Origin of the sequence: Citrobacter portucalensis, from assembly GCF_023374935.1 — a bacterium.
In the GTDB taxonomy this organism is placed as follows: Bacteria; Pseudomonadota; Gammaproteobacteria; order Enterobacterales; family Enterobacteriaceae; genus Citrobacter; species Citrobacter portucalensis.
In genome coordinates this window covers 3,621,976-3,643,881 of record NZ_CP092466.1, presented here as the reverse complement: position 1 = coordinate 3,643,881, position 21,906 = coordinate 3,621,976, and the positions used below count along the sequence as shown (strand labels likewise).

Below are 21,906 nucleotides of genomic sequence, written 5' to 3'. Positions count from 1 at the left end.
TCTCCTTAATAAACAGCGGTCTATGATGACCGCTGTGCGGAGCTTATGCAAATGCGGAGGATTAGACTTCCGTCAGCGTCGTTTCCAGCGGCAGACGAGATTTCGGCAGCGCGGCGTTGAAATCTTCTACGCTGTGATGACCCACAGGAACCACCACTACGCTGGTGAAACCTTTTTCTTTCAGGCCAAATTCTGCATCCATGACTGCTGAATCAAAGCCTTCGATAGGCACAGCATCCAGGCCCATCGCCGCAACGCCCAGCAGGAAGTTACCGACGTTCAGGTACACCTGTTTTGCCATCCAGTGGTTGTCATCTTTCAGTTCTTTGCGATGCATGTCGGCAAAGAAGGTGCGGCCTTTGTGGTTTGCGGCTTTCGCTTCAGGCGTGGCGAAACGACCATCGCTTTCTTCTTGATCCACCACGCGTTCCAGCCACGCATCGTCCATCGCCGTTTTGGCGCAGAACACCACGACGTGGGAAGCATCCAGCATTTTACGTTCGTTGAATACAAAGCTGCCGGCTGCGGATTTAGCCACACGCGCCTTACCTTCGTCAGTGCTGGCGACAATAAAGTGCCATGGCTGAGAGTTGGTGCTGGACGGGCTAAACTGCAGCAGCGTTTTTAATTTTTCGGCCTGCTCAGAGGTCAGTTTTTTATTAGGATCGAATGCCTTAGTGGAGTAACGTTTTAAGGCGACAGAAACAATATCCATAACTACTCCTGGTGATTTTCCATACCCTGCGGGTGCGTTTTGTTTCAGCAGGGTACAGGGTTAGCAGGAAAAAGATAAGACAGGAAAATGCAAAAACACTTATCGGGGTTAGCGATAAATCAACCTGGACGCAGGCGTTTTTGATCCCGCTTCGGCAAGCCATCGACGACGCGGTGCCAGGAATCATTCACCAGCTCTGCCAGTAATGACTCGGTAATATCGTCACCAGGATAGACTGAGATCCAGTGCTTTTTATTCATGTGATAACCGGGCTTAATGCTGGGGTAGATCTGTTGATTTAACAGTGATTTTTGCGGATCGGATTTCAGGTTAACCAGCGGGCGTCCGTGATGTTCAAACACCAGCATGAAAATCTTGCCGCCGACCTTGAACACGTCGTATTCCGGGCCAAAAGGCCAGCAGTGCTCGGTGAAAGGCAGTTCTAGCGCAAGGCGCTTTGCGCAGGCATGCAGTGTCTTTCCGTCCATTATTTTTCCTCGCGAGTCAGGGCGCGCCACATGGCTTCAAACCCCAGCGAAATGTATTCAGCCGCGCGGGCAGGATTGCGGGCAGCGAATTCCATGGTTGTTTCTGCAAGTGTTAAAAAAAGCCCGTCGCCAAAGGCGCGATACTCGTCCGACATAAATTCAGGTCGCACGGAGCGATGGCAAAGATCGCGCAGTTCCGGGAACATATCGTCAGCCTTCTGTTCTGTTTCTTTACTGATTTTCTCGCTGACGGCCAACTGGCGAATGGTGCGATGTCCGCAGGTATGATTCAGACCCCAGCTAATGTAGCTATTCCAGATGTAGTGAGTCATGGTTTTGGCATCGGTCACTGAGCGATCCAGATTTGCCATCATCGACTGACAAAGGTCTTGCTTCAAAAAGAGGTAAAGCTCGTTGATCAAATCATCTTTGGTCGCGAAATAGCGAAACAACGTTCCCTCCGCAACCCCTGCATTACGGGCTATCACGGCGGTCGAAGCCGCAACACCTGATTGTGCAAATGCTGTGGTTGCAGCTTCCAGTAATGCCAGTTTTTTGTCTTCACTCTTCGGACGAGCCACTACACTTTACCCTTAAGTCTGTAAAAAACATGATTGAATCACGGCGTTTGCTGCGCCGCAACGGCGAATGTCAAAGATTGAAAATCATCTTGACGGAGAACTTTCGATTTCTATAATGAGTGCTTACTCACTCATAATCAAGAGTCAGTCGCGCAAACCAGCGGAAAGGGGGCGCGTTTAAGGTCAGGATATGAAGCGTCTCACAGTTTGTGTGGTTGTTATTATGCTTATTGCTGCAGCTGCAAGTTTACCGTTTGTACTCAATGCCGGGTTTGGTCAGGCGCCGCAAGGGGCACAACTGAGTCAGGTTGAACAGTCACCGCACTATCGTGATGGACAGTTTCATAACCAGGTGCCGACACCGGGCTATACCGGCAACAAAGGCATGCTGGCGGCATGGTGGGAGTTTCTGGTCGCTAAGCGTGAAAATGCACGACCAGCACAACCGTTACCTATGGTCGCGACCGATCTCGCCGGGCTTTCGCCGCAGCAGGATACCCTGGTCTGGCTGGGCCATTCTTCGTGGTATTTACAGCTGGCGGGTCAACGAATCCTGATTGATCCGGTGTTCAGCAATTATGCCGCACCGTTTTCGTTCCTGAACAAGGCCTTTGCCGGTGATTATCCATGGACTGCGCAGACGATGCCGGAGATAGACCTGCTCATCATCTCGCACGATCACTATGACCATCTGGATCTCGCCACTATCAAGGCGCTAATGCCGAAAATTAAGCGGGTGATTACGCCGCTCGGCGTCGGGTCGCATCTGCGTTACTGGGGGATGCGCAGCGAGATAATCGAAGAACGGGACTGGAATCAGTCCGTCAGAGTGACGGATTCGCTGATCGTTCATGTGCTGCCTGCTCGTCATTTCTCGGGACGCGGTATCAAACGCAACCAAACGCTATGGGCGAGCTTCATGTTCGAAACGCCGGAGCAGAACGTTTATTACAGCGGCGATTCCGGCTATGGACCGCATTTTAAAGCCATCGGCGAGCAGTTTGGCTCTGTCGATTTGGCGATTATGGAGAACGGTCAGTATGACCAGGACTGGAAGTTTATTCACATGATGCCGGAAGAGACGGCTCAGGCCGCGGCAGATCTGCATGCGAAAGCCGTGTTGCCAGGGCATGCCGGCCGTTTCGTTCTGGCGAAACATACCTGGGATGATCCTTACAAACGACTGGCGCTTGCCAGCCGTCATCAGGATTACCGACTGCTGACGCCAATGCTGGGTGAACCGGTAATACTGTCCGAATCGGACCAACCGTTTACGGCCTGGTGGCAACAGGTGACACAATGAATACAGGGGAGAGCATGATGACGATTTCTGCTCAGGTAATTGATACGATTGTTGAATGGATTGATGATAATTTGAATCAGCCATTGCGCATTGATGATATTGCACGCCATGCGGGATATTCCAAATGGCACCTGCAGCGTCTTTTTATGCAGTACAAAGGCGAAAGTCTTGGGCGTTACATCCGCGAGCGCAAGCTGCTGCTGGCGGCGCGCGATCTACGCGATACCGACCAGAAAGTGTACGACATCTGTTTGAAATACGGATTCGATTCGCAGCAGACCTTTACGCGTATTTTCACCCGTACGTTCAGCCAGCCGCCGGGAGCTTATCGCAAAGAAAATCATAGCCGAACGCATTAACGGCAACGGGTTCTCGCGGGCCTAATCCGCCAGCGAGAACCAGCGCCGCCAGATAAAACGCAGCAGCAAATATTCAAGCACGCCCAGCAGTAAAAACCACAGACAAAACAGCAAAGTATAAAACTGGTTGAGATCCATCAGATGAAAAATGGCGACGAGTTTTTGCGCCAGCACCAGGCCAAGTGAGGGCGCGGGCAGCAGCAGGCAAGACAAAAAAGCCAGTAGCAGGATCCCTGCGACAGTCATCAGTGATTCAAGCGGGTGTTTCATGGCATTGTTAAACTTGAGTTAAAAAACCATTGTCCGGGATCTCTGCGGACAACGCAAATCCCACGCTTACAACCCCGCCCAAATCTCACAATGCTTTTTCACCAGACCACTCAACGATCCCCCTTCCGCCACGAAATCACGCATATTCTGTGCTTCGTCATGACCATGTTTAACCTGTAGGCGTAAGGCTTCAATCGCGCTGGTTGCGCCTACTTTATCTGCAGAGGTAGCGATATTCTCCAGTAGTCGCAATGTGTCTTCTGACAGGCGGCAACCGTCGCCGGTATTGACGTCGGTGACGATTCCCGCCATACCAAAGCGACAGGCCTGAAAACGATTGAATTTATACAAGAGGTAATCACGCTCCTGGTGTTTGAACGGGCGTTTGGTGAGTAACCAGTGGGCGGTAGCCTGAATAAGTCCTGCCATATTGACCGCATGATCAAGGGTCAGCGGTGTATCCATTACCCGAACCTCTACCGTGCCAAAGTGCGGGCTGGGGCGGATATCCCAGTGTAAATCTTTAATGCTATCAATCATGCTGGTGTAAGCCAGTCGACGGAATAGCCCCTCGAATTCCTGCCAGTTATTCACCCATGGCATCGGGCCATTATCGGGAAATCCGGAGAATATATTCAGTCGCGCGCAGGCAAACCGCGTGTCGGAGGTCTGCATATAAGGAGAAGCAGCCGAGAGCGCAATAAAATGGGGAACAAATCGCGACAGGCCGTGCAGGAGGTAAATTGCATCGTCGCCGTTTGCGCAGCCGATATGCACATGCTGGCCAAACACCGTCGCCTGCTGGATAAGATAGCCAAAATTTTCCAGGTTGCGCCGATAGCGTTCGTCATCGCAGACTTCCTGACGTTGCCATTTTTGAAATGGATGTGTGCCACCGCCACAAATGGCGAGGTGATGCTCTGCAGCAACTCGCATAATTATCTGCTGCATAGCGGACAATTCAGCATCAGCCTGGTCGATATTGCGGCAAACTCCGGTCGCCATCTCCAGCATACTTTCGGTGATATCGTGCTTCACTTCTCCGGCGGTGAGCTGCGGTTTTACGGCATCAATCAGCCGGGAGGAGTCCTGACTCAGGTCGTAACCTGGCGGATTGACCACCTGCATTTCCAGTTCAATGCCTAACGTAAAAGGGTCGGAAACATGAAAATCGGGTAGTGGCATAAGGCTCTCTTCCGCGTTGATTTTTAATCAGTATAGAAGGACTGCTGATTTTCTGTTCGTCGTCAAAATCACCCTTGTGACGCTTTGAAGGTGTAATGGCCGGTGTTATAACTATTTTTTACTTCGCTACTGGGGTTGAATCGTGCCGGAAATAAATCTTTATGGGCAGACCGTCGGCGATGTCGTGCCGGACTGGAATGGCGCTGCCGTACTGCCACGGGAAACGCTGATAGGGCAATATTGTCGACTGGTTCCCCTGGATGCCGACAGCCATGCCGCCGATCTGTTTGATGCCTACGCGCAGGCGCCGGACGATCGCGACTGGACCTGGCTTGCAAGCTCTCGCCCCACAAGCGTTGAGGCCGCAGCTTGCTGGGTGCAGGGGAAAGTTACTGATGCATCTCTGGTTCCCTATGCCGTCATTGAACAGCGTTCAGGACGAGCTGTCGGACTGGTGTGCTTTATGGCGATTGAACGGGAGCACGGTTCGGTCGAAATTGGTCATGTGACCTGGTCACCGCGTATGAAAAATACGGTTCTCGGCACCGAAAGCATCTGGCTGCTGTTACGCCAGGCATTTGCGTTGGGCTATCGTCGCGTGGAGTGGAAATGCGATTCTCTGAACACCGCTTCTCGACGGGCAGCGGAACGCCTTGGGTTTATCTTTGAAGGTCGCTTTCGCCAGAAGATTGTGCGCAAGGGGCGTAATCGCGACAGCGACTGGTTATCAATGATTGATAGCGAATGGCCCCAGTGTGACGCCGTGTTACAGCGCTGGTTGGCCGCAGAGAACTTTGATGAAAACGGCCGACAACGCCAGTCGATGGCAGAGTGCTTTTCCTGTGAGACAGCCAACGCTGAGACTGTGCAGATGCAACAGCAAGGCTATCAACAGCGCTGGCAACAGGAACACGGCTCGCTGACGCAAACACCGCCCGCGCTTCTGGCTGATTTACTCGCCGCACAACCTCGCAATCCCAACCTTTGCTACGACACGCTCAGCTCAAGAGCAGGGTTAGCAGCACTGACAAAAGCAAATGTGTCCACCTCAGAACCGATGGCGGCGATTATCAATACGGAAGTGGATACCGGAGAGCGTCGCATCCCGGTACGGATTTATCGCCCGGCACTGACCGGAGAGCCGAAGGTGGTGCTGTTTATCCATGGTGGTGGGCATCTGAGCGGTTCCGTGGAAGTGTATGACCCGGTTGCCCGTCATCTGGCGATGGCGACAGGGAATATCGTTGTGTCGGTTGATTATCGACTTGCGCCAGAAAACCCGTATCCGGCTGGTCTTTCCGATGCTAAAGCCGTAATAGAAAACGTCTGGTCGCTGCTCGAAAGTCAGCATATTCCTTACACTCGCCAACTCACGCTTATCGGCGACAGCGGTGGCGGTGCATTTAGTGCGACGCTGACGGCCTACTTTTCCCGCGAGCAGCCAGGATTTATTCATCGCCTGGTGATGATTTATCCGAGCCTGGACTACACGCTGAACTGGCCGTCGGTGCAGGAGAACGGCGCAGGAAAGCTACTGGATGAAAGCAAAATACGCTGGTATTTTCAGCAATATTTCCGCAATGGAGAAGATCGTAAACAGACGTCTCCGCTTTACCTGCCGTTGAGCCAGAATTTTCCACCCACTCTGGTAGTCAGTGGTGGGTTGGATCCTTTACGGGATGAGAATTTTGCTTTTGTCGCCAGACTGCAAGCTGAGAGGATACCCGTACAGCATGTTCACTTTCCTGGGATGACGCATGCTTATCTGATGCTGGAGGATAAAGTCCCGCAGGAAGCAAAAGCCACCTATCTGGCGATTGGTGACTTTGTTAAAAAGTAAAGTCGCACAGAGTAATGACATGGTAATCGCGTTGAAACCAATGCACGTTAATTTCCTGATTGGCGAGGTTAGGCGAAAATGATGGCATGATTTGCAATGTTAATTGCTGATTTGTGAGTGCGGTAATTTTTGCGCTGGTGAAACCTGGTAACCCGGATGCCTGAGTGGAAAACGCCTTATACAGGCTCTCCTTGGCGCTGAATGCCAGAGTTAAGGCGAGTGGAAAGGGCAATTCAGAATGATGCAAGATCGGTCGTTCGTGGTTATCGATAATACCGTCAGCCAGCTCAACTGCGGTTTGTGGCGTAAAAATAGCTTCTATATCCAGCCCTACGGGATGCGTCGATACCACCGCCAGCGCAGTTGACGCACTGTGGCTAATGCTGCCAAACAACGTTTGTGGCCACAGCGGTTGTCGCTGCCCGCCGATGCCGGGTACGGTTTTGTGACCAAATTCACGCAGCGCGTGTACTGCGGCAATACGCCCAGCTAAGTGCTCAGCTTTACGCTTACGTCCACAGGACTGAAGCTGAGAGTGGTGGGGGAGCCAGAGCAGGTCGTGCTCATAGAAGCTGTCGGGATCGAACTCGACAATGTGCAGCGTGTGGTATGCGAAAGTGAGCGGTGTGTGCGTGGTGTGCATGATAGTTATAATTTCCCTCTCCTCGCAGCGAGGAGAGGGAAAGCTTTATCAGAAGTGGGTGTTTACGCTCATGAACCACGTCCGGCCCGGTTCGTTATAGGTATTCGCGCCAGCGCCCGCCATATAGTTCCCGGTTACAATATCGCCCGTGGTCTGGGCATTACCTTCACGCCACAGACGTTTGTCGAAGACGTTATCCACGCCGCCGGTCAGGCTGACGTTTTTCGTCACATCCCAGGTCGCGCTCAGGCCGACGATGCTGTACGGGCTGACTTCACTCGCCGAACTACCGGTTACCGGTTTATCCTGGTAATCGTATTTCTTCGGCTGCTGTTTGCCGTACCAGGTGAAGGTGGACTGCAGCGACAAATCTTCGCGTGCCTGCCAGCTCAGAGTCGAGTTCAGCGTGTACTCAGGAATAATCGACAGGCGTTCGCCGGTCTCTTTATTCTTACTTTGCAGCATGTAGGTAATGTTGTTGGTCCAGTTAACGGTTTCGCTAACCGGTACGTTCAACGTCCCTTCCAGACCTTCAACCACCGCTTTAGGAATATTTTCCCACTGATAGATATCGGTGTAAGTCGTCTTGCCTTTATTGGTGATCGACGTTCTGTCGAACGGTACCGTACCTGCTTCAATTTTGTTGCGGTAATCGTTACGGAACCAGGTTACCCCAGCCAGCCAACCGTCACGCTTGAACTCAAGACCAATCTCTTTGTTGATACTGGTTTCAGCCTTCAGGTCATCGTTGCCCATCATGTAACAACCAATTCCGGTCGCGGAACCGGTGGCGTAGCAACCCTGGCCTTTACTGTACAGAATGTAGTTCGGGTTGAGCTGGTACAGGCTTGGTGCTTTATAGGCGCGCGCAATCCCCATCTTCAGGGTGAAGTCATCGCCCAGCCCCTGGGACAGGTTCAGAGATGGGCTCCAGTTGTCGCCAACGATGCTGTGGTGGTCGAAGCGCAGACCCGGCGTCAGCATGGTGCTGTCGGTCAGTTCCATGTTGTTTTCAGCAAACAGGGAGAAAATCTCTGCGTCTGAGTACGGGCTACGGTTGGTGCTGCTCGAACCGGGGATATCGCCGCCCATAAAGGTCTGCGAATTGGACAACATGTCCTTCATGCGTTGCTGGTTCCATTCAGTACCCAGCGTCAGGTTTTGGTTCACCAGCAGATCAAACGGAATGCTGATTTCACTGTGCAGCATGACGTCATTCAGGTCGGCATCGACATATTTTTGTGACGCATTCGGGTCGAAGATCCCTTCCGTACCTCCTGCCAGGCCTTCTGGTGTACGGGAGTTACGCGTATGTTCATACTGCACCCAGTTGCTGGTGGTGACGCCGTTATCCCAACCGCCGTTCCAGGTCAAAGAGTAGTTCTGGCGGTAAAGACGGTTGGTCTCTTTCCCGTAGTTATCTTTCACCAGTTGGTTGGTGTTGGTGTTTTGGGTGTCACCCGCATACAGGTTGCCCTGACGGCTATAACCGGCTTCCAGTTCCAGTGACTGGAGCGGGGCGAAATCCCAGCGCACCACGCCGTTAATGTCCTTGTTGATCACCCCTTCACGACCGGCCGGTAAGGTGTTGGCGTAAGTGCCGGTACGTTCTGACTGATGGCCCTGGTTGATGTCCCATGCGTCGGCCTGGGTTTTATCAAGATTACCGTACAGGCGGAAGCTGAAATCCCCGCCCATTGGACCATTCAGGCTAAAGTTGGTGCGTTTGGTCGAACCTTCGTCTTTGTGTTCCGGGGCGTTGAAATAGGTATCCCAGGAGCCGTGCCATTCATTACTGCCCTTTTTGGTGATGATATTCACCACACCGCCAGCTGCACCGTTGCCATAGCGTGCCGCGGCAGGACCACGCAGCACTTCAATACGCTCAATCATTTCCGGTGGAACCCAGGCGGTATCGCCACGGGTATCACGCTCGCCGCGCCAGCCCTGACGCACGGAGTTACGGCTGGTAACCGGTTTACCGTCGATCAAAATCAGGGTGTTTTCTGGCCCCATGCCGCGAATATCGATCTGGCGGTTGTTGCCGCGCTGACCGCTGGTTGAGTTACCGGTCAGGTTAACGCCAGGCATGGTTCGGATGATTTCCGACACATCGCGAGCGGGAGGGTTCTTACGAATTTCATCAGCGGTAATGGTTGAAACGCCCGGCGCCTGCAGGTTCTGCTGGGCGGCGGTAACGACGATGGTGTCTTCAGGAGAGACAGCGACGCTATCGGTTTGATCTTCTGCCATTGCTGGCAGGGCTACCCCGTAAATCCCTAAATTGACCAATAAGGCCAGTGAATGAATCTTGTTGTTCATTGTATGTCCTGCTGTTCTTTTAGCCACGAGTACCAATGTGCCGTGGTGCGGCATTTGGCCTGATGTCGCCCGCATCTGCGTAAACTATCCATTCCAGAAAAAGTACGCAGCGCCAGGTCGGTTTATAAGTGGTGAAAAACTGTACGCGCTTCCCACAGCGCGACAATACGCTATTGCAAATGCAAATAGTTATCAATAATATTATCAATATATTTCACGCTAGATCATAAAATTTCACAATAAACATGGGGTTATGGCTGTGACGACGTTAAAGATGGGAAGCGAGGCGTGGTGGCAGTCAAAAAAAGGCCCGGAGTGGGAGCGTGAAGACAACGGAAATTATCAGGTAACCTTCTGGTGGCGTGACCCGCAGGGAACGGAAAATGAGTCAGCCATTCATCGCGTTTGGGTTTATATCACCGGCATCACCGACCACCATCAAAGTGCCACCCCTCAGTCGATGCGACGCATTGATGGAACAAATGTTTGGTGCTGGAGTGTTTCCCTCAGCGCCAACTGGCGTGGCAGCTATTGTTTTATCCCAACAGAGCGCAACGATATCTTTTCCTCGCTTGTGGCAGGCGAAGCACCTGACAGAAACGTGCTGCGTGAAGGCTGGCGGCAATTGCTGCCACAGGCCATTGCCGATCCCCTTAATTCGCTGAGCTGGCAGGGTGGTCGTGGCCACGCGGTGTCTGCGCTGGAAATGCCGGAGGCACCCGTACAGCCTGGATGGGAGCGACCTGAAAACCCAGATTCACCCGCAGTTTGCTTGCAATGGCATAGCGCCAGGCTCGGCAATACGCGTCGCGTATGGGTGTTTACCACCGGTGATGCTCAACCCGAAACGCGTCCGTTGGCTATCCTGCTGGACGGACAGTTTTGGGCACAGAGTATGCCGGTCTGGCCTGCGTTGACTTCACTCACGCATCGCGGACACCTTCCTTCTGCCGTTTATCTCCTGATTGATGCCATTGATACGGCTCACCGCAGCCATGAGCTACCGTGTAATGCGGATTTTTGGTTGGCGGTGCAGGAGGAGCTATTACCACTGGTGAAGACAACGACCGCGTTTAGTGACGATCCGCAGCGCACCGTGGTGGCTGGGCAAAGTTTTGGCGGGTTGTCATCGCTGTATGCCGGGCTGAACTGGCCCGCGCGCTTTGGCTGTGTGCTTAGCCAGTCGGGCTCTTACTGGTGGCCGCATCGTGGTGGTCATCAGGACGGGGCGATCGTCGAGCAACTGAAAAGCGGGAAGGTGAGTGCTCAGGGGCTGCGTATTGTCCTGGAAGCGGGGATCCGCGAGCCCATTATTTATCGCGCTAATCAGGCGTTATATGCCCAGTTACCTTCTGCACCACAGTCTATTTTCTGGCGTCAGGTTGATGGCGGACATGATGCGCTTTGCTGGCGCGGCGGTCTGATGCAAGGGCTAATGACGCTCTGGAAACCGCTTACCGACACGATTTAACCGGACGATGTTCCACGACAGGAGTTGAGTATGGAATTCAGTAACCCCTTCGATAATCCGCAGGGCCAGTTTTACATTCTGCAAAATCCCCAGCGTCAGTTTAGCCTTTGGCCGCGACAATGCTCACTTCCTGCTGGTTGGACGGTCGCGTGCGAACCCCAATCCCAGGAAGCCTGCCAGCAATGGCTGGAAGCAAACTGGACCACGCTGACGACCGCGAACTACGTCGATGTGCAGGAGGCTCCATGACTCAGCGTTTACCGTTAGTGGCGGCTCAGCCGGGGATCTGGATGGCCGAAAAACTCTCCACATTGCCCTCGGCGTGGAGCGTGGCGCACTACGTAGAGTTAACTGGCGAACTGGACGCGTCGTTGCTGGCGAAAGCCGTTGTGGCGGGCCTGGAGCAGGCCGATACCCTGCGGATGCGGTTTAGCGAAGATAACGGTGAGATCTGGCAATGGGTGGATTCTGCGCTCGCCTTTGCGCAACCTGAAATTATCGACCTGCGCGAAAAATCCAATCCACATGAGGCGGCGCGTGCGTTGATGCAGGCAGACCTGCAGCAGGACATACGTGCTGATGGCAATAAGCCGCTGGTTTTTCACCTGCTTATACAGGTGGGAGAAAAGCGTTGGTATTGGTATCAGCGTTACCATCATTTGCTGGTCGATGGCTTCAGTTTTCCGGCCATTACCCGCCAGATAGCCGCAATTTATCGCGCATGGCTACACGGCGAGCCTACGCCAGATTCGCCTTTTACGCCGTTCGCCGAGGTGGTGGAAGAGTATCAACAGTACCGTCAAAGCGATGCCTGGCAACGCGACGGCGCTTTCTGGAGCGAGCAGCGAAAGCAACTCCCGCCTCCTGCCTCGCTGTCGAACAATCCGTTGCCGGGACGATCGGCCAGCGCGGATATTATTCGTATGAAGTTAACCGCGCCTGAAGGGGCGTTTCGTCGGCTTGCGGCACGTATGCCTGACGTTCAGCGTGCGGATCTGGCCCTCGCGCTGGTGGCATTGTGGCTGGGACGTTTATGCAGCCGAATGGATTATGCCGCCGGGTTTATCTTTATGCGGCGCATGGGGTCGGCGGCGTTGACCTCCACAGGACCGGTTTTAAACGTACTGCCATTTGGTGTGAGGCTGGATGCGGCAGAAAGCTTGCCTGTGCTTGCACAACGACTGGCCGGACAGTTGAAGAAAATGCGTCGGCATCAACGTTATGATGCCGAACAAATTGTTCGCGACAGCGGGCGTGCAGCTGGTGCTGAGCCGCTGTTTGGCCCGGTGCTGAACGTGAAAATATTCGACTATCAGCTGAATATTCCCGGCGTTCAGGCACAAACCCACACGCTGGCGACAGGGCCGGTGAACGATCTTGAGCTGGCGTTATTCCCGGATGAAAACGGTGGGCTGAGTATTGAAATTCTGGCCAATAAACAGCGCTACGATGCAGTAACGCTGGCGCAGCATGCCTCGCGTTTAATCGGGCTTATCGAGCAGTTTGCCGACAATCCGGCGCTATGCTGCGGCGACGCCGGGATGCTGTTGCTAACAGAACATGAGCGGCTGGCGAAGATTAATGACACCACCGTGGAGATCCCGTCCACTACGCTGAGCGGGCTGGTGGCACAGCAGGCCGATAAAACGCCGGATGCCCCGGCGTTGGCCGATGCCCGCTATCAGTTTAGCTATCGCGAAATGCGCCAGCAGGTCGTGGCGCTGGCGAGCCTTTTGTGTGCACGCGGCGTCAAGCCTGGCGACAGCGTCGCCGTGGCATTACCGCGTTCCGTGTTCCTGACGCTGGCGCTGCACGGTATCGTGGAAGCCGGTGCAGCCTGGCTGCCGTTGGATACCGGATACCCGGACGATCGCCTGCGGATGATGCTCGAAGACGCGAAGCCAAAATTGTTGATCGCGACCAATGAGCAACTGGCGCGCTTTAGCGATATTCCTGGGCTGGAAAGTCTGTGCTATGACTCGCCCCTGCCAGCAGAAGATGCTGCTCCGCTGGCGCTATCTCAGCCCAATCATACTGCCTATATCATTTTTACTTCCGGTTCTACCGGTAGACCAAAAGGGGTGATGGTTGGGCAAACCGCCATCGTTAACCGTCTGCTGTGGATGCAAAATCACTATCCGCTGACCGCAGATGATGTGGTGGCGCAAAAAACACCGTGCAGTTTTGACGTCTCGGTATGGGAGTTTTTCTGGCCGTTTATTGCCGGGGCAAAGCTGGTAATGGCAGAGCCTGAGGCGCACCGCGATCCGCTGGCGATGCAGCAGTTCTTTGCCCAATATAGGGTGACGACCACGCACTTTGTTCCCTCTATGTTGGCCGCTTTTGTCGCTTCACTGACGCCGGAAACCGCGTGGGAGAGTTGTGCCTCGCTGAAACGAGTATTTTGCAGCGGCGAAGCCTTGCCTGCAGATTTATGCCGTGAGTGGGAACAGTTAACTCATGCGCCACTGCACAATTTGTACGGACCAACGGAAGCGGCGGTTGATGTGAGCTGGTATCCGGCCTGGGGGGAAGACCTTGCTGCTGTAACCGGCAACAGCGTGCCGATTGGCTATCCGGTATGGAATACCGGTTTACGTATTCTGGATGCCATGATGTGCCCGGTGCCTTTCGGCGTGGCTGGTGACTTATATCTGACAGGGATCCAACTGGCGCAAGGTTATCTGGGCCGTCCGGATCTGACCGCAAGCCGCTTTATCGCCGATCCGTTTAACGTTGGCGAACGCATGTACCGTACCGGGGATGTGGCGCGCTGGCTGGAAAATGGCGCGGTGGAGTACCTTGGACGCAGCGATGACCAGCTTAAAATTCGCGGACAACGCATTGAGCTCGGCGAGATTGACCGGGTGATGCAGCAGTTGCCTGATGTCGAGCATGCCGTTGCCCACGCTTGCGTATTCAACCAGGCGGCGGCGACAGGCGGCGATGCGCGTCAACTGGTGGGGTATCTGGTGTCACAATCGGGTTTACCGCTGGATACGTCAGCGTTGCGGGAAAAGCTGTGTGAAAAACTGCCTGCGCATATGGTGCCGACGGTATTGTTGCAGCTGGCGGAGCTGCCGCTTAGCGCGAACGGTAAACTGGATCGTAAAGCGCTGCCGATGCCGCAGTTGACGTCGCGTACTTCCGGGCGTGCGCCGCGAGCAGGGACTGAAACCACCATCGCGCAGTCTTTTGCGGCTTTGCTGGGTTGCGAGGTGAATGACGTGGCGGCAGACTTCTTTGCGCTTGGCGGACATTCGTTGCTGGCGATGAAGCTGGCGGCACAGTTGAGCCGGGTTTTTGAGCGTCAGGTGACGCCGGGGCAGATTATGGTGGCCTCTACCGTTGAACAACTGAGTGCTCTACTGGAGAGCACTGATGATGAGCAGTCGCAACATATGGGATTTGAGGCACTGCTGCCGCTGCGTGAAAGTCACGGCCCAACGCTGTTCTGTTTCCATCCGGCGTCGGGTTTTGCCTGGCAGTTTAGCGTGCTGTCACGATATCTCAGCCCGCAGTGGTCGATTATTGGCATTCAGTCGCCACGACCGGATGGCCCTATGCAGACGGCGGAAAATCTTGATGCGGTATGCGAACATCACCTGACAACGTTGCTCAGTCAACAGCCTCACGGACCTTACTATTTATTAGGTTATTCGCTGGGCGGCACGCTGGCACAGGGGATCGCCGCGCGCTTACATGCCAGAGGAGAGACGGTTGCATTCCTCGGACTGTTGGATACCTGGCCGCCAGAAACGCAAAACTGGCAAGAAAAAGAGGCTAATGGGTTGGATCCAGCGGTACTGGCAGAGATCGAGCGTGAACGCGAAGCGTTTCTGGCGGCGCAGCATGGGAATGCGTCAGAGGCTTTATTTAACGCAATCGAAGGCAACTATGCCGATGCGGTTCGCCTGCTCACCACGGCACACAGCGTGCCGTTTGCAGGTCACGCTACGCTGTTCGTTGCTGAGCGCACGTTAGTACCGGGTGTCAGTCCTGAACGCAGCTGGTCGCCGTGGATATCCAGTCTGGATGTTTACCGCCAGGATTGCGCGCATGTTGATATTATTTCCCCTGCCTCATTTGAGGCGATAGGGCCTGTAATAAATGCACTGATTAATAAATCTGTGTAACAAGACGAATATTGCTATCGCGGTGATCAAACAATTCCATAATGTAAAAAATATGTTATGGAATTGTTTATTTTTGTGCGGTGCAAGGTGATGAAAGGGGTGAATAAATTCCGAATATAATTTTTGGTAGGGCGACAAGCACAAAGATTGTTTCGGATAATTCTGACTAGCTGGTAGACTTCTCCCACAGGAATGTTTTTCTTTTAGGAAAGTTTTCAGGTCACGCAACATGTCATCATTAAATATAAAGCAAGATAACGTTTCGGAATTTACTGGGTATCCTCAGCCAACGGCAAACGCAAATGAAATCGATTTAGTGAATCTAATCGAAATCTTATGGCGTGCAAGAACGAAAATTATAGCGACCGTTTTCGCCTTTGCCTGTGTGGGTATTCTGGTCTCTTTTCTGCTGCCACAAAAATGGACCAGTCAGGCCATCGTGACGCCGGCGGAAGCGGTTCAATGGCAGGGACTCGAGAATACGCTGACCAAATTGCGCGTGCTGGATATGGATATTAGCGTTAGCCGTGGTGATGTGTTTAACCTGTTTATCAAAAAATTCCAGTCGCCTTCATTGTTAGAAGAGTATCTGCGTTCTTCGCCTTACGTAATGGATCAATTGAAAGGTGCTGATATCGACGAAATGGAGTTGCATCAGGCAATTGTCAGGCTCAGTGAGAAAATGAAAGCGGTTGATACTAACCTGGGTAAGAAGAACGAAACTTCGCTGTATACCGCATGGACACTGAGTTTTACCGCACCTCAGGCCGAAGAAGCCCAGTCAGTGCTGAAGGGATATATCCAGTATATTTCTGCCCTTGTGGTGAAAGAAACGCTGGAAGATATTCGCAATAAATTGTCCATCAAAACCAGTTATGAAAAAGAGAGACTGGAGATGGATCGCGTCAGGCTCAAAAACCAGCTGGAAGCAAATATCCAGCGACTGAACTACTCGCTGGAGATCGCCAATGCAGCCGGGATTAAAAAGCCGGTCTACAGTAATGGCCAGGCCGTGAAGGATGACCCCGATTTCTCTATTTCACTGGGTGCTGACGGCATCGAACGTAAATTAGAAATAGAAAAATCAGTAACGGATGTTGCTGAAATTAACGGTGAATTACGTAATCGCCAGTATCACGTTGAGCAACTGTTAGCGATGAATGTGGGTGACGTAACATTTACGCCGTTTAAATATCAACTCTCACCTTCGCTGCCGGTTAAAAAAGACGGTCCGGCTAAATCAATGATCGTTATTCTGGCCGCATTACTGGGGGGAATAGTGGCGTGTGGTGGCGTTCTGCTGAACTATGCCATGGTGTCGCGTAAGCAAAAAATGACGTTTATTGATCAGCAACTGGTGTGATGAATTGTCGTATGGCGGCAAGCTGGCCGCCATACTGTAACGCGTGTTATTTGTTGCGTCCAAGCGGCACCACTAACGGCGTTCCGGCAACCGGATCGTCGATAATCATACAGCGCAGTCCATAGATTTTTTCAATAAGCTGCGCGGTGACGATCTCCTTCGGTGCACCCTCGGCAATTATTTTTCCGTCACGCAGCGCGATCAGATGTGTTGCATAGCGACAGGCCTGATTCAGGTCGTGCAAAACGGCGGCCAGCGTATAACCTTTTTCCCGATTTAGCTCACTCAACAGTTCCAGCAGATCGATCTGATGACTGATATCCAGCCAGGTGGTGGGTTCATCGAGCAGCATAATCGACGTTTCCTGCGCCAGCACCATCGCAATCCATGCACGCTGACGTTGTCCGCCGGAAAGGGTATCCACACTTTGTGATGCCAGATGGGTGATACCCGTCGCCTGCATGGCGTTTGAGACCGCAGTTTCATCCTCTTTCCGCCAGCGGGTAAACAGCGGCTGGTGCGGGTAGCGTCCGCGGGCAACCAGCTCCTGTACCGTAATATCTCCCGGCGTGGTGGCGTTTTGCGCCAGCAAACCTATTCTGCGGGCGACTTCTTTGCTGGCATAGTGCTGAATATGCTCGCCATCGAGCCAGACCTTGCCGTGCGCGGGCGTCATCAGACGACTCAGCGTGCGCAGTAGCGTTGATTTCCCGCAGCCGTTTGGCCCGATAATCGCGGTGAAATGGCCGTCGGGAATCGATACATTGAGGTTTTCCGCCACGGTAAACTTGCCATAACCCAGCGTTAACTGGTCGCCACGCAAACGGGCTACTGATTCGATCATTTTTTGCGGGACTCCTGAATTAACAAGACGATAAGATAAATACCGCCGAGGCTTACGGTGACAACGCCCACCGGAAGTTGATAAGGCATAAACAGCTGTTGGGCGCATAAATCCGCCATCAGCAACAGCAACGCGCCGCACAGCGCCGACAGGGTTAATCCCCAGCGCGATGTACCGCTTATACGTCGCGCGATATGCGGCGCGACAAGAGCAATAAACGAGATAGGACCGGCCAGCGCGGTGGCGGCAGCGGTCAGTACCACCGCAACCAGCATCATCATCAGACGTGAACGCTCAACGCTGACGCCAAGCGCACAGGCGCTGTCATCACCCATTTCCAGTAAGCGCATCCGGCGTACCAGCAGCGCGGCGCACACCAGCATGATGATAATCAGCGGGGCAGAAGGCCAGGTTTTGGCCCAGGTCAGGCCATTGAGCGATCCGGCGTTCCACAGCCCGGCCGTCAGCGCGGTTTCTAATGATGCTTTCAGCAGTAGCCAGGTGTTGAACGCCACCAGCATGGCGCGAATGCCGATACCGATAATAATAAGCCGGAAGGTGTCGATCCCATTGCGCCAGGCGAGCGCCCAGACCACCAGAGAGGTCAGAATCCCACCCAGCATGGCCGCCAGCGCGATAGCGGTGAGATGCTGTCCGAACAGCACCATTGCCACCAGCACACCGCTCCAGGCTCCGGTATTGAAACCCATCACATCCGGGCTGCCCAGCGGGTTGCGCATCAGCGACTGAAATATTGCGCCGCTCACGCCGAGCGCCGCGCCAATCAATAGCGCCATGAGCACGCGTGGCAAGCGCCATTCGGTCACCACCAGCGTAATACTGCGCGGCGCATCGCCGAGCAGGGCGGCAATAATTTGCTGGGTTTCCAGCGTAACAACGCCGCTACGCAGGCTCCACAAACCAATGACGAGACAACCTGCAACCAGCAGCAGGCTGCTGATTATCAGGCGGCGGGAGAGGTGCATCATGCGCCACCCCCGCGCGATTTACGGCGTACCAGAAAGATAAGCACCGGTGCACCGATAAAAGCACTGACTACCGACACGCGCAGCTCGCCGGGGACAATCAGGCGACCGATTATATCGGCAATCAGTAACAGAGTAGGCGTTGCCAGTAGGGTTACGGGCAGTGACCAGCGGTGATCCGCCCCCACCAGCCAGCGCGCCATGTGCGGCATCATCAGGCCGATAAAGGCGATAGGACCAACAATCGCGGTCGCACTGCCGCACAGTACGGTAATAACCAGCAGGCCAATAAACTGCGTGCGAGCGACTTTACTGCCAAGCGCGGTAGCGGTGTCGCTGCCAAGGCTCAGGCTATTCAGTGCCCGGCTGAGGAATAACGCGACAGCCGCAGCAATCAGTACCGGTACCAGAACAACCTTTAGCGTTTGCAGGCTACGGATATCCAGTGAACCGGCCTGCCAGAAACGCAACTGGTCGTAGACGTCCGGATTGAGCAGGGCGATGCCGGTAGATAATCCTTCTAGCACCGCGCCCAGCGCTACGCCCGCCAGCGTCAGACGTACTGGGCTTAACTGCCCGCCGCCCTGACTACCGGTAAAAGCTACGATCAGCGATGCAGCCAGCGCACCGCAAAAGGCCATCAGCAGCTGTTCTTGCGCAGAGGAAAAGCCGAACAGCGCGGCCCCCAGCACAATAGCGAAGCTGGCGCCGGAGTTGACACCCAGAATGCCGGGATCGGCGAGAGGGTTACGCGTGAGCGTTTGCATTAGTGCGCCAGCCAGGCCCAGCGCACCACCGGCGAGCAGCCCCGCCAGCGTGCGCGGCAGGCGCGCGTCCAGCACGATGGTGCAATCAGCACTTTGACAACTGCCGGTGAGCGCATCCAGCACCACGGAGGCAGGTAGCGACTTGGCGCCAATAACCAGACTTAATACCGTGGTGAGAACAAGTAATAACAATAGTCCGGGCACGGCGAAGGTGCGTGTCGCGGAAACAGAGCATGACATATCAACTTCCCTGATAATGATAGTAATTATCGTTATCGATCTTATTTGGATATGTTAGCATGTGCAGCCATCGAATGGATATTGAAAAAGTACCTGGTAAGGCTCTGTAATGAATCGACAATCCTGGCTGCTCAATCTCAGCCTGTTAAAGACCCACCCAGCATTTCGCGCTGTCTTCCTCGCCCGTTTTATTTCCATTGTCTCTCTGGGGCTACTCGGCGTGGCGGTTCCGGTACAGATCCAGATGATGACCCAGTCGACATGGCAGGTGGGTTTGTCGGTGACGTTGACCGGTAGCGCAATGTTTATTGGCCTGATGGTGGGCGGAGTGCTGGCCGACCGCTATGAGCGTAAAAAAGTGATCCTGCTGGCGCGTGGAACCTGTGGTATTGGCTTTATTGGCCTGTGTCTGAATGCGCTGCTGCCCGAACCGTCGTTGCTGGCGATTTATCTGCTTGGCTTATGGGACGGTTTCTTTGCCTCGCTGGGCGTGACCGCTTTGCTGGCAGCGACGCCAGCGCTGGTTGGGCGCGAGAATTTGATGCAGGCCGGGGCGATTACCATGCTGACGGTGCGTCTGGGATCGGTAATTTCACCGATGCTTGGTGGGGTGCTGCTCGCGACTGGCGGCGTGGCCTGGAACTACGGACTGGCGGCGGCGGGAACCTTCATTACCTTACTACCGCTGCTGAGCCTTCCTGCGTTGCCGCCTCCGCCGCAGCCGCGCGAGCATCCGCTGAAATCGCTGCTGGCAGCATTTCGCTTTCTGCTTGCCAGCCCGCTGATTGGCGGCATTGCGCTGCTCGGTGGTCTGTTAACCATGGCGAGCGCCGTGCGTGTGCTGTATCCGGCGTTGGCGATTAACTGGCACATGTCGAGTGCGCAAATTGGCCTGTTGTATGCGGCTATTCCGCTGGGGGCAGCCGTGGGCGCATTGACCAGCGGACAACTGGCGCACAGCGTTCGCCCGGGACTGATTATGCTGGCATCGACCGTGGCTTCATTTCTGGCTATCGGCCTGTTTGGCTTGATGCCTGTCTGGCAGCTTGGTGTGGTTTGTCTGGCGCTGTTTGGCTGGTTGAGTGCGGTCAGCTCTTTGTTGCAGTACACCCTGTTACAGACGCAGACACCGGAAGCGATGCTCGGGCGAATTAACGGTTTGTGGACGGCGCAAAACGTCACCGGCGATGCGATTGGCGCGGCGTTGTTAGGTGGGCTGGGCGCGATGATGACGCCGGTTGCTTCGGCAAGCGTGAGTGGATTCGGGCTGGTGATTGTCGGTCTGCTACTGCTGCTGTTGTTGGGAGAAGTGCGCCGATTCCGGCAGGTCCCCGTAAATGTCTGATCGCGTTGTGCTCTACGGTTGTAGGCCGGATAAGGCGTTAGCCGCATCCGGCGCTGACCATTAAAACAGAGCCGACAGACGTTGCAGCAGCAGCGTGGCGCTGTAGTAGTCGAGACGGAAGGTTTCCGTACCCAGGGCGTAAACGCGTTTATTCTGCACGGCTGGCAGATGCGCCAGAAGCGGATTGGCGTAAATAGCGTCGGCATCTTTGCTGTCGCCAGCAAACAGGAACAGCGCTTCGCCGTTCAGGCCTGCCGCCAGGTTCTCACCGCCAAGCTGGATGATATCGTGGCGTTTGCCCTGACTCTGGCTGGTGTGCAAGTTGGCAGGCAGCGTTGCCAGCGTGAACCCTAACTGCTCCATCAGCTTGCCTTGCGCTGACTCAGGCGTCCACAGGTTGGCGCTGTGCGCCGCGGCGGTATATACCAGCGCGCTGACCGGCTGTGGTGGCAGGGTAATATGTTGCTTAACCGCCTGAAGTTGCTTATCAAACTCGGCAATTCGCGCTGCTGCCTGTTGCTCCTGACCGGTAATTTCACCTAACTGGGTCAGCAGCGACTGCCAGCTTTTATCGTCGTAATTAATGATGAGCGTTGGCGCAATGGTGGACAGCTGATCGTATAGCGCGAGGGCAGAATCTCCCCCTGTGGCGCTTACCAGAATAAGATCTGGCATTTGAGCTGCGACGGCTTCGGCGCTTGGTTCGCCGATATACAGGCGACTCAGTTTGCGTTCTTTTGCCACTTCGCTCCATTGGCGTAAAAAGCCCTGCGCATCGCCGATGCGATTGTTCGGCGTAGTAGCGCCGCTGGCAATGACCGGGGCATCAATCGCCAGCAGCGAGCCGGTGAGGGTCACGCTGGTGGAGACAATTCGCTGCGGTTTATGTTCCAGCGTATGCGTGCCGCGGCTGTCAGTAACCTGACGCGGCCAGTCGGCGGCGTGACCTGAAGAAATTCCTGAAAGAGATAAACCTGCCAGTAAGAGCGCGGTATGGCAAAAAGAGGGGAGACTCACGAATCAGCTTCCTGTTATCAGTATGAGTAAT

At 54.3% G+C, this 21,906-nt stretch carries 19 protein-coding genes and 1 pseudogene; 9 read left to right on the top strand and 11 right to left on the bottom strand.

From position 1 onward, the window contains the following. Positions 1-61: 61 nt before the first annotated feature. The 3 genes from nfsB to LY264_RS17780 form a co-directional block, all read right to left on the bottom strand. Entirely contained in the window at positions 62-715 is a 654-nt protein-coding gene (gene nfsB / locus LY264_RS17790) for an oxygen-insensitive NAD(P)H nitroreductase (protein ID WP_048226163.1), read from the bottom strand. Between the two features lie 119 nt (positions 716-834). Further along, a complete protein-coding gene (locus LY264_RS17785) occupies positions 835-1,203 on the bottom strand; it encodes an MmcQ/YjbR family DNA-binding protein (protein ID WP_048226161.1) in 369 nt (122 codons plus the stop codon). After that, positions 1,203-1,784 (bottom strand): TetR/AcrR family transcriptional regulator, encoded by a 582-nt coding sequence (locus LY264_RS17780; protein WP_048226159.1) that lies wholly within the window; start codon positions 1,782-1,784, stop codon positions 1,203-1,205. The genes LY264_RS17785 and LY264_RS17780 overlap by 1 nt, the downstream gene beginning before the upstream one ends. 190 nt (positions 1,785-1,974) lie before the next feature. Between LY264_RS17780 and LY264_RS17775 the strand changes: the two genes are divergently transcribed. Together LY264_RS17775 and LY264_RS17770 are read left to right on the top strand one after the other, a co-directional pair. Beyond that, on the top strand, positions 1,975-3,087 hold the full coding sequence (locus LY264_RS17775; RefSeq protein ID WP_048226157.1) for an MBL fold metallo-hydrolase: 1,113 nt from the start codon (positions 1,975-1,977) through the stop codon (positions 3,085-3,087). A gap of 17 nt (positions 3,088-3,104) precedes the next feature. Continuing rightward, positions 3,105-3,446, top strand: a complete 342-nt coding sequence (locus LY264_RS17770; RefSeq protein WP_003021996.1) for a RamA family antibiotic efflux transcriptional regulator — start codon at positions 3,105-3,107, stop codon at positions 3,444-3,446. A gap of 21 nt (positions 3,447-3,467) precedes the next feature. Here LY264_RS17770 and LY264_RS17765 read toward each other — a convergent pair whose 3' ends face one another. Both LY264_RS17765 and LY264_RS17760 read right to left on the bottom strand, forming a co-directional pair. Then, a complete protein-coding gene (locus LY264_RS17765) occupies positions 3,468-3,716 on the bottom strand; it encodes a DUF1158 family protein (RefSeq protein ID WP_048214732.1) in 249 nt (82 codons plus the stop codon). A gap of 66 nt (positions 3,717-3,782) precedes the next feature. After that, a complete protein-coding gene (locus LY264_RS17760; protein WP_048226155.1) occupies positions 3,783-4,901 on the bottom strand; it encodes a YbdK family carboxylate-amine ligase in 1,119 nt (372 codons plus the stop codon). A 142-nt stretch (positions 4,902-5,043) separates the two neighbouring features. Between LY264_RS17760 and LY264_RS17755 the strand changes: the two are divergent. Next, positions 5,044-5,733, top strand: a pseudogene (locus LY264_RS17755) (GNAT family N-acetyltransferase); the annotation flags it as partial. After that, positions 5,725-6,741 (top strand): alpha/beta hydrolase, encoded by a 1,017-nt coding sequence (locus LY264_RS17750; RefSeq protein ID WP_326929193.1) that lies wholly within the window; start codon positions 5,725-5,727, stop codon positions 6,739-6,741. The pseudogene LY264_RS17755 and the gene LY264_RS17750, both read left to right, overlap by 9 nt. On the opposite strand, the gene entD is transcribed toward LY264_RS17750, so the two are convergent. Both entD and LY264_RS17740 read right to left on the bottom strand, forming a co-directional pair. Continuing rightward, positions 6,731-7,384: an enterobactin synthase subunit EntD gene (gene entD, locus LY264_RS17745; RefSeq protein WP_048226153.1), complete on the bottom strand. Its 654-nt coding sequence runs from the start codon at positions 7,382-7,384 to the stop codon at positions 6,731-6,733. The genes LY264_RS17750 and entD overlap by 11 nt on opposite strands. A 48-nt stretch (positions 7,385-7,432) precedes the next feature. Next, on the bottom strand, positions 7,433-9,706 hold the full coding sequence (locus LY264_RS17740; protein ID WP_071692485.1) for a TonB-dependent siderophore receptor: 2,274 nt from the start codon (positions 9,704-9,706) through the stop codon (positions 7,433-7,435). 253 nt (positions 9,707-9,959) lie between these two features. On the opposite strand from LY264_RS17740, the gene fes reads away from it, so the two are divergent. From fes to wzz(fepE), 4 genes are all read left to right on the top strand, one after another. Further along, positions 9,960-11,177: an enterochelin esterase gene (gene fes / locus LY264_RS17735; protein ID WP_075552826.1), complete on the top strand. Its 1,218-nt coding sequence runs from the start codon at positions 9,960-9,962 to the stop codon at positions 11,175-11,177. A gap of 30 nt (positions 11,178-11,207) precedes the next feature. Then, the gene (locus LY264_RS17730; RefSeq protein WP_048226149.1) at positions 11,208-11,426 is read left to right on the top strand and encodes an MbtH family protein; all 219 of its coding nucleotides are present in this window, start codon (positions 11,208-11,210) and stop codon (positions 11,424-11,426) included. Then, on the top strand, positions 11,423-15,313 hold the full coding sequence (entF, locus tag LY264_RS17725) for an enterobactin non-ribosomal peptide synthetase EntF (RefSeq protein WP_071692484.1): 3,891 nt from the start codon (positions 11,423-11,425) through the stop codon (positions 15,311-15,313). The genes LY264_RS17730 and entF overlap by 4 nt, the downstream gene beginning before the upstream one ends. A gap of 229 nt (positions 15,314-15,542) precedes the next feature. Further along, complete coding sequence (gene wzz(fepE) / locus LY264_RS17720; protein ID WP_048226145.1) at positions 15,543-16,676, top strand: LPS O-antigen length regulator Wzz(fepE); 1,134 nt, start codon at positions 15,543-15,545, stop codon at positions 16,674-16,676. Positions 16,677-16,722: 46 nt separating this feature from the next. Here wzz(fepE) and fepC read toward each other — a convergent pair whose 3' ends face one another. The 3 genes from fepC to fepD are packed head-to-tail and all read right to left on the bottom strand — an operon-like array spanning position 16,723 to position 19,513. Continuing rightward, positions 16,723-17,520, bottom strand: a complete 798-nt coding sequence (fepC, locus tag LY264_RS17715) for an iron-enterobactin ABC transporter ATP-binding protein (RefSeq protein ID WP_032942652.1) — start codon at positions 17,518-17,520, stop codon at positions 16,723-16,725. Continuing rightward, entirely contained in the window at positions 17,517-18,509 is a 993-nt protein-coding gene (gene fepG, locus LY264_RS17710; RefSeq protein ID WP_008784056.1) for an iron-enterobactin ABC transporter permease, read from the bottom strand. Before fepG ends, fepC begins: the two co-directional genes overlap by 4 nt. Continuing rightward, positions 18,506-19,513 carry a Fe(3+)-siderophore ABC transporter permease gene (gene fepD, locus LY264_RS17705; protein ID WP_048226143.1) on the bottom strand — a complete coding sequence of 336 codons (1,008 nt, stop codon included), beginning with the start codon at positions 19,511-19,513 and terminating at the stop codon, positions 18,506-18,508. Before fepD ends, fepG begins: the two co-directional genes overlap by 4 nt. A gap of 109 nt (positions 19,514-19,622) precedes the next feature. Between fepD and entS the strand changes: the two genes are divergently transcribed. Further along, positions 19,623-20,858 carry an enterobactin transporter EntS gene (gene entS / locus LY264_RS17700; RefSeq protein ID WP_003831193.1) on the top strand — a complete coding sequence of 412 codons (1,236 nt, stop codon included), beginning with the start codon at positions 19,623-19,625 and terminating at the stop codon, positions 20,856-20,858. Between the two features lie 60 nt (positions 20,859-20,918). Here entS and fepB read toward each other — a convergent pair whose 3' ends face one another. Continuing rightward, positions 20,919-21,875: a Fe2+-enterobactin ABC transporter substrate-binding protein gene (fepB, locus tag LY264_RS17695; RefSeq protein WP_048226141.1), complete on the bottom strand. Its 957-nt coding sequence runs from the start codon at positions 21,873-21,875 to the stop codon at positions 20,919-20,921. Between the last annotated feature and the right edge of the window lie 31 nt (positions 21,876-21,906).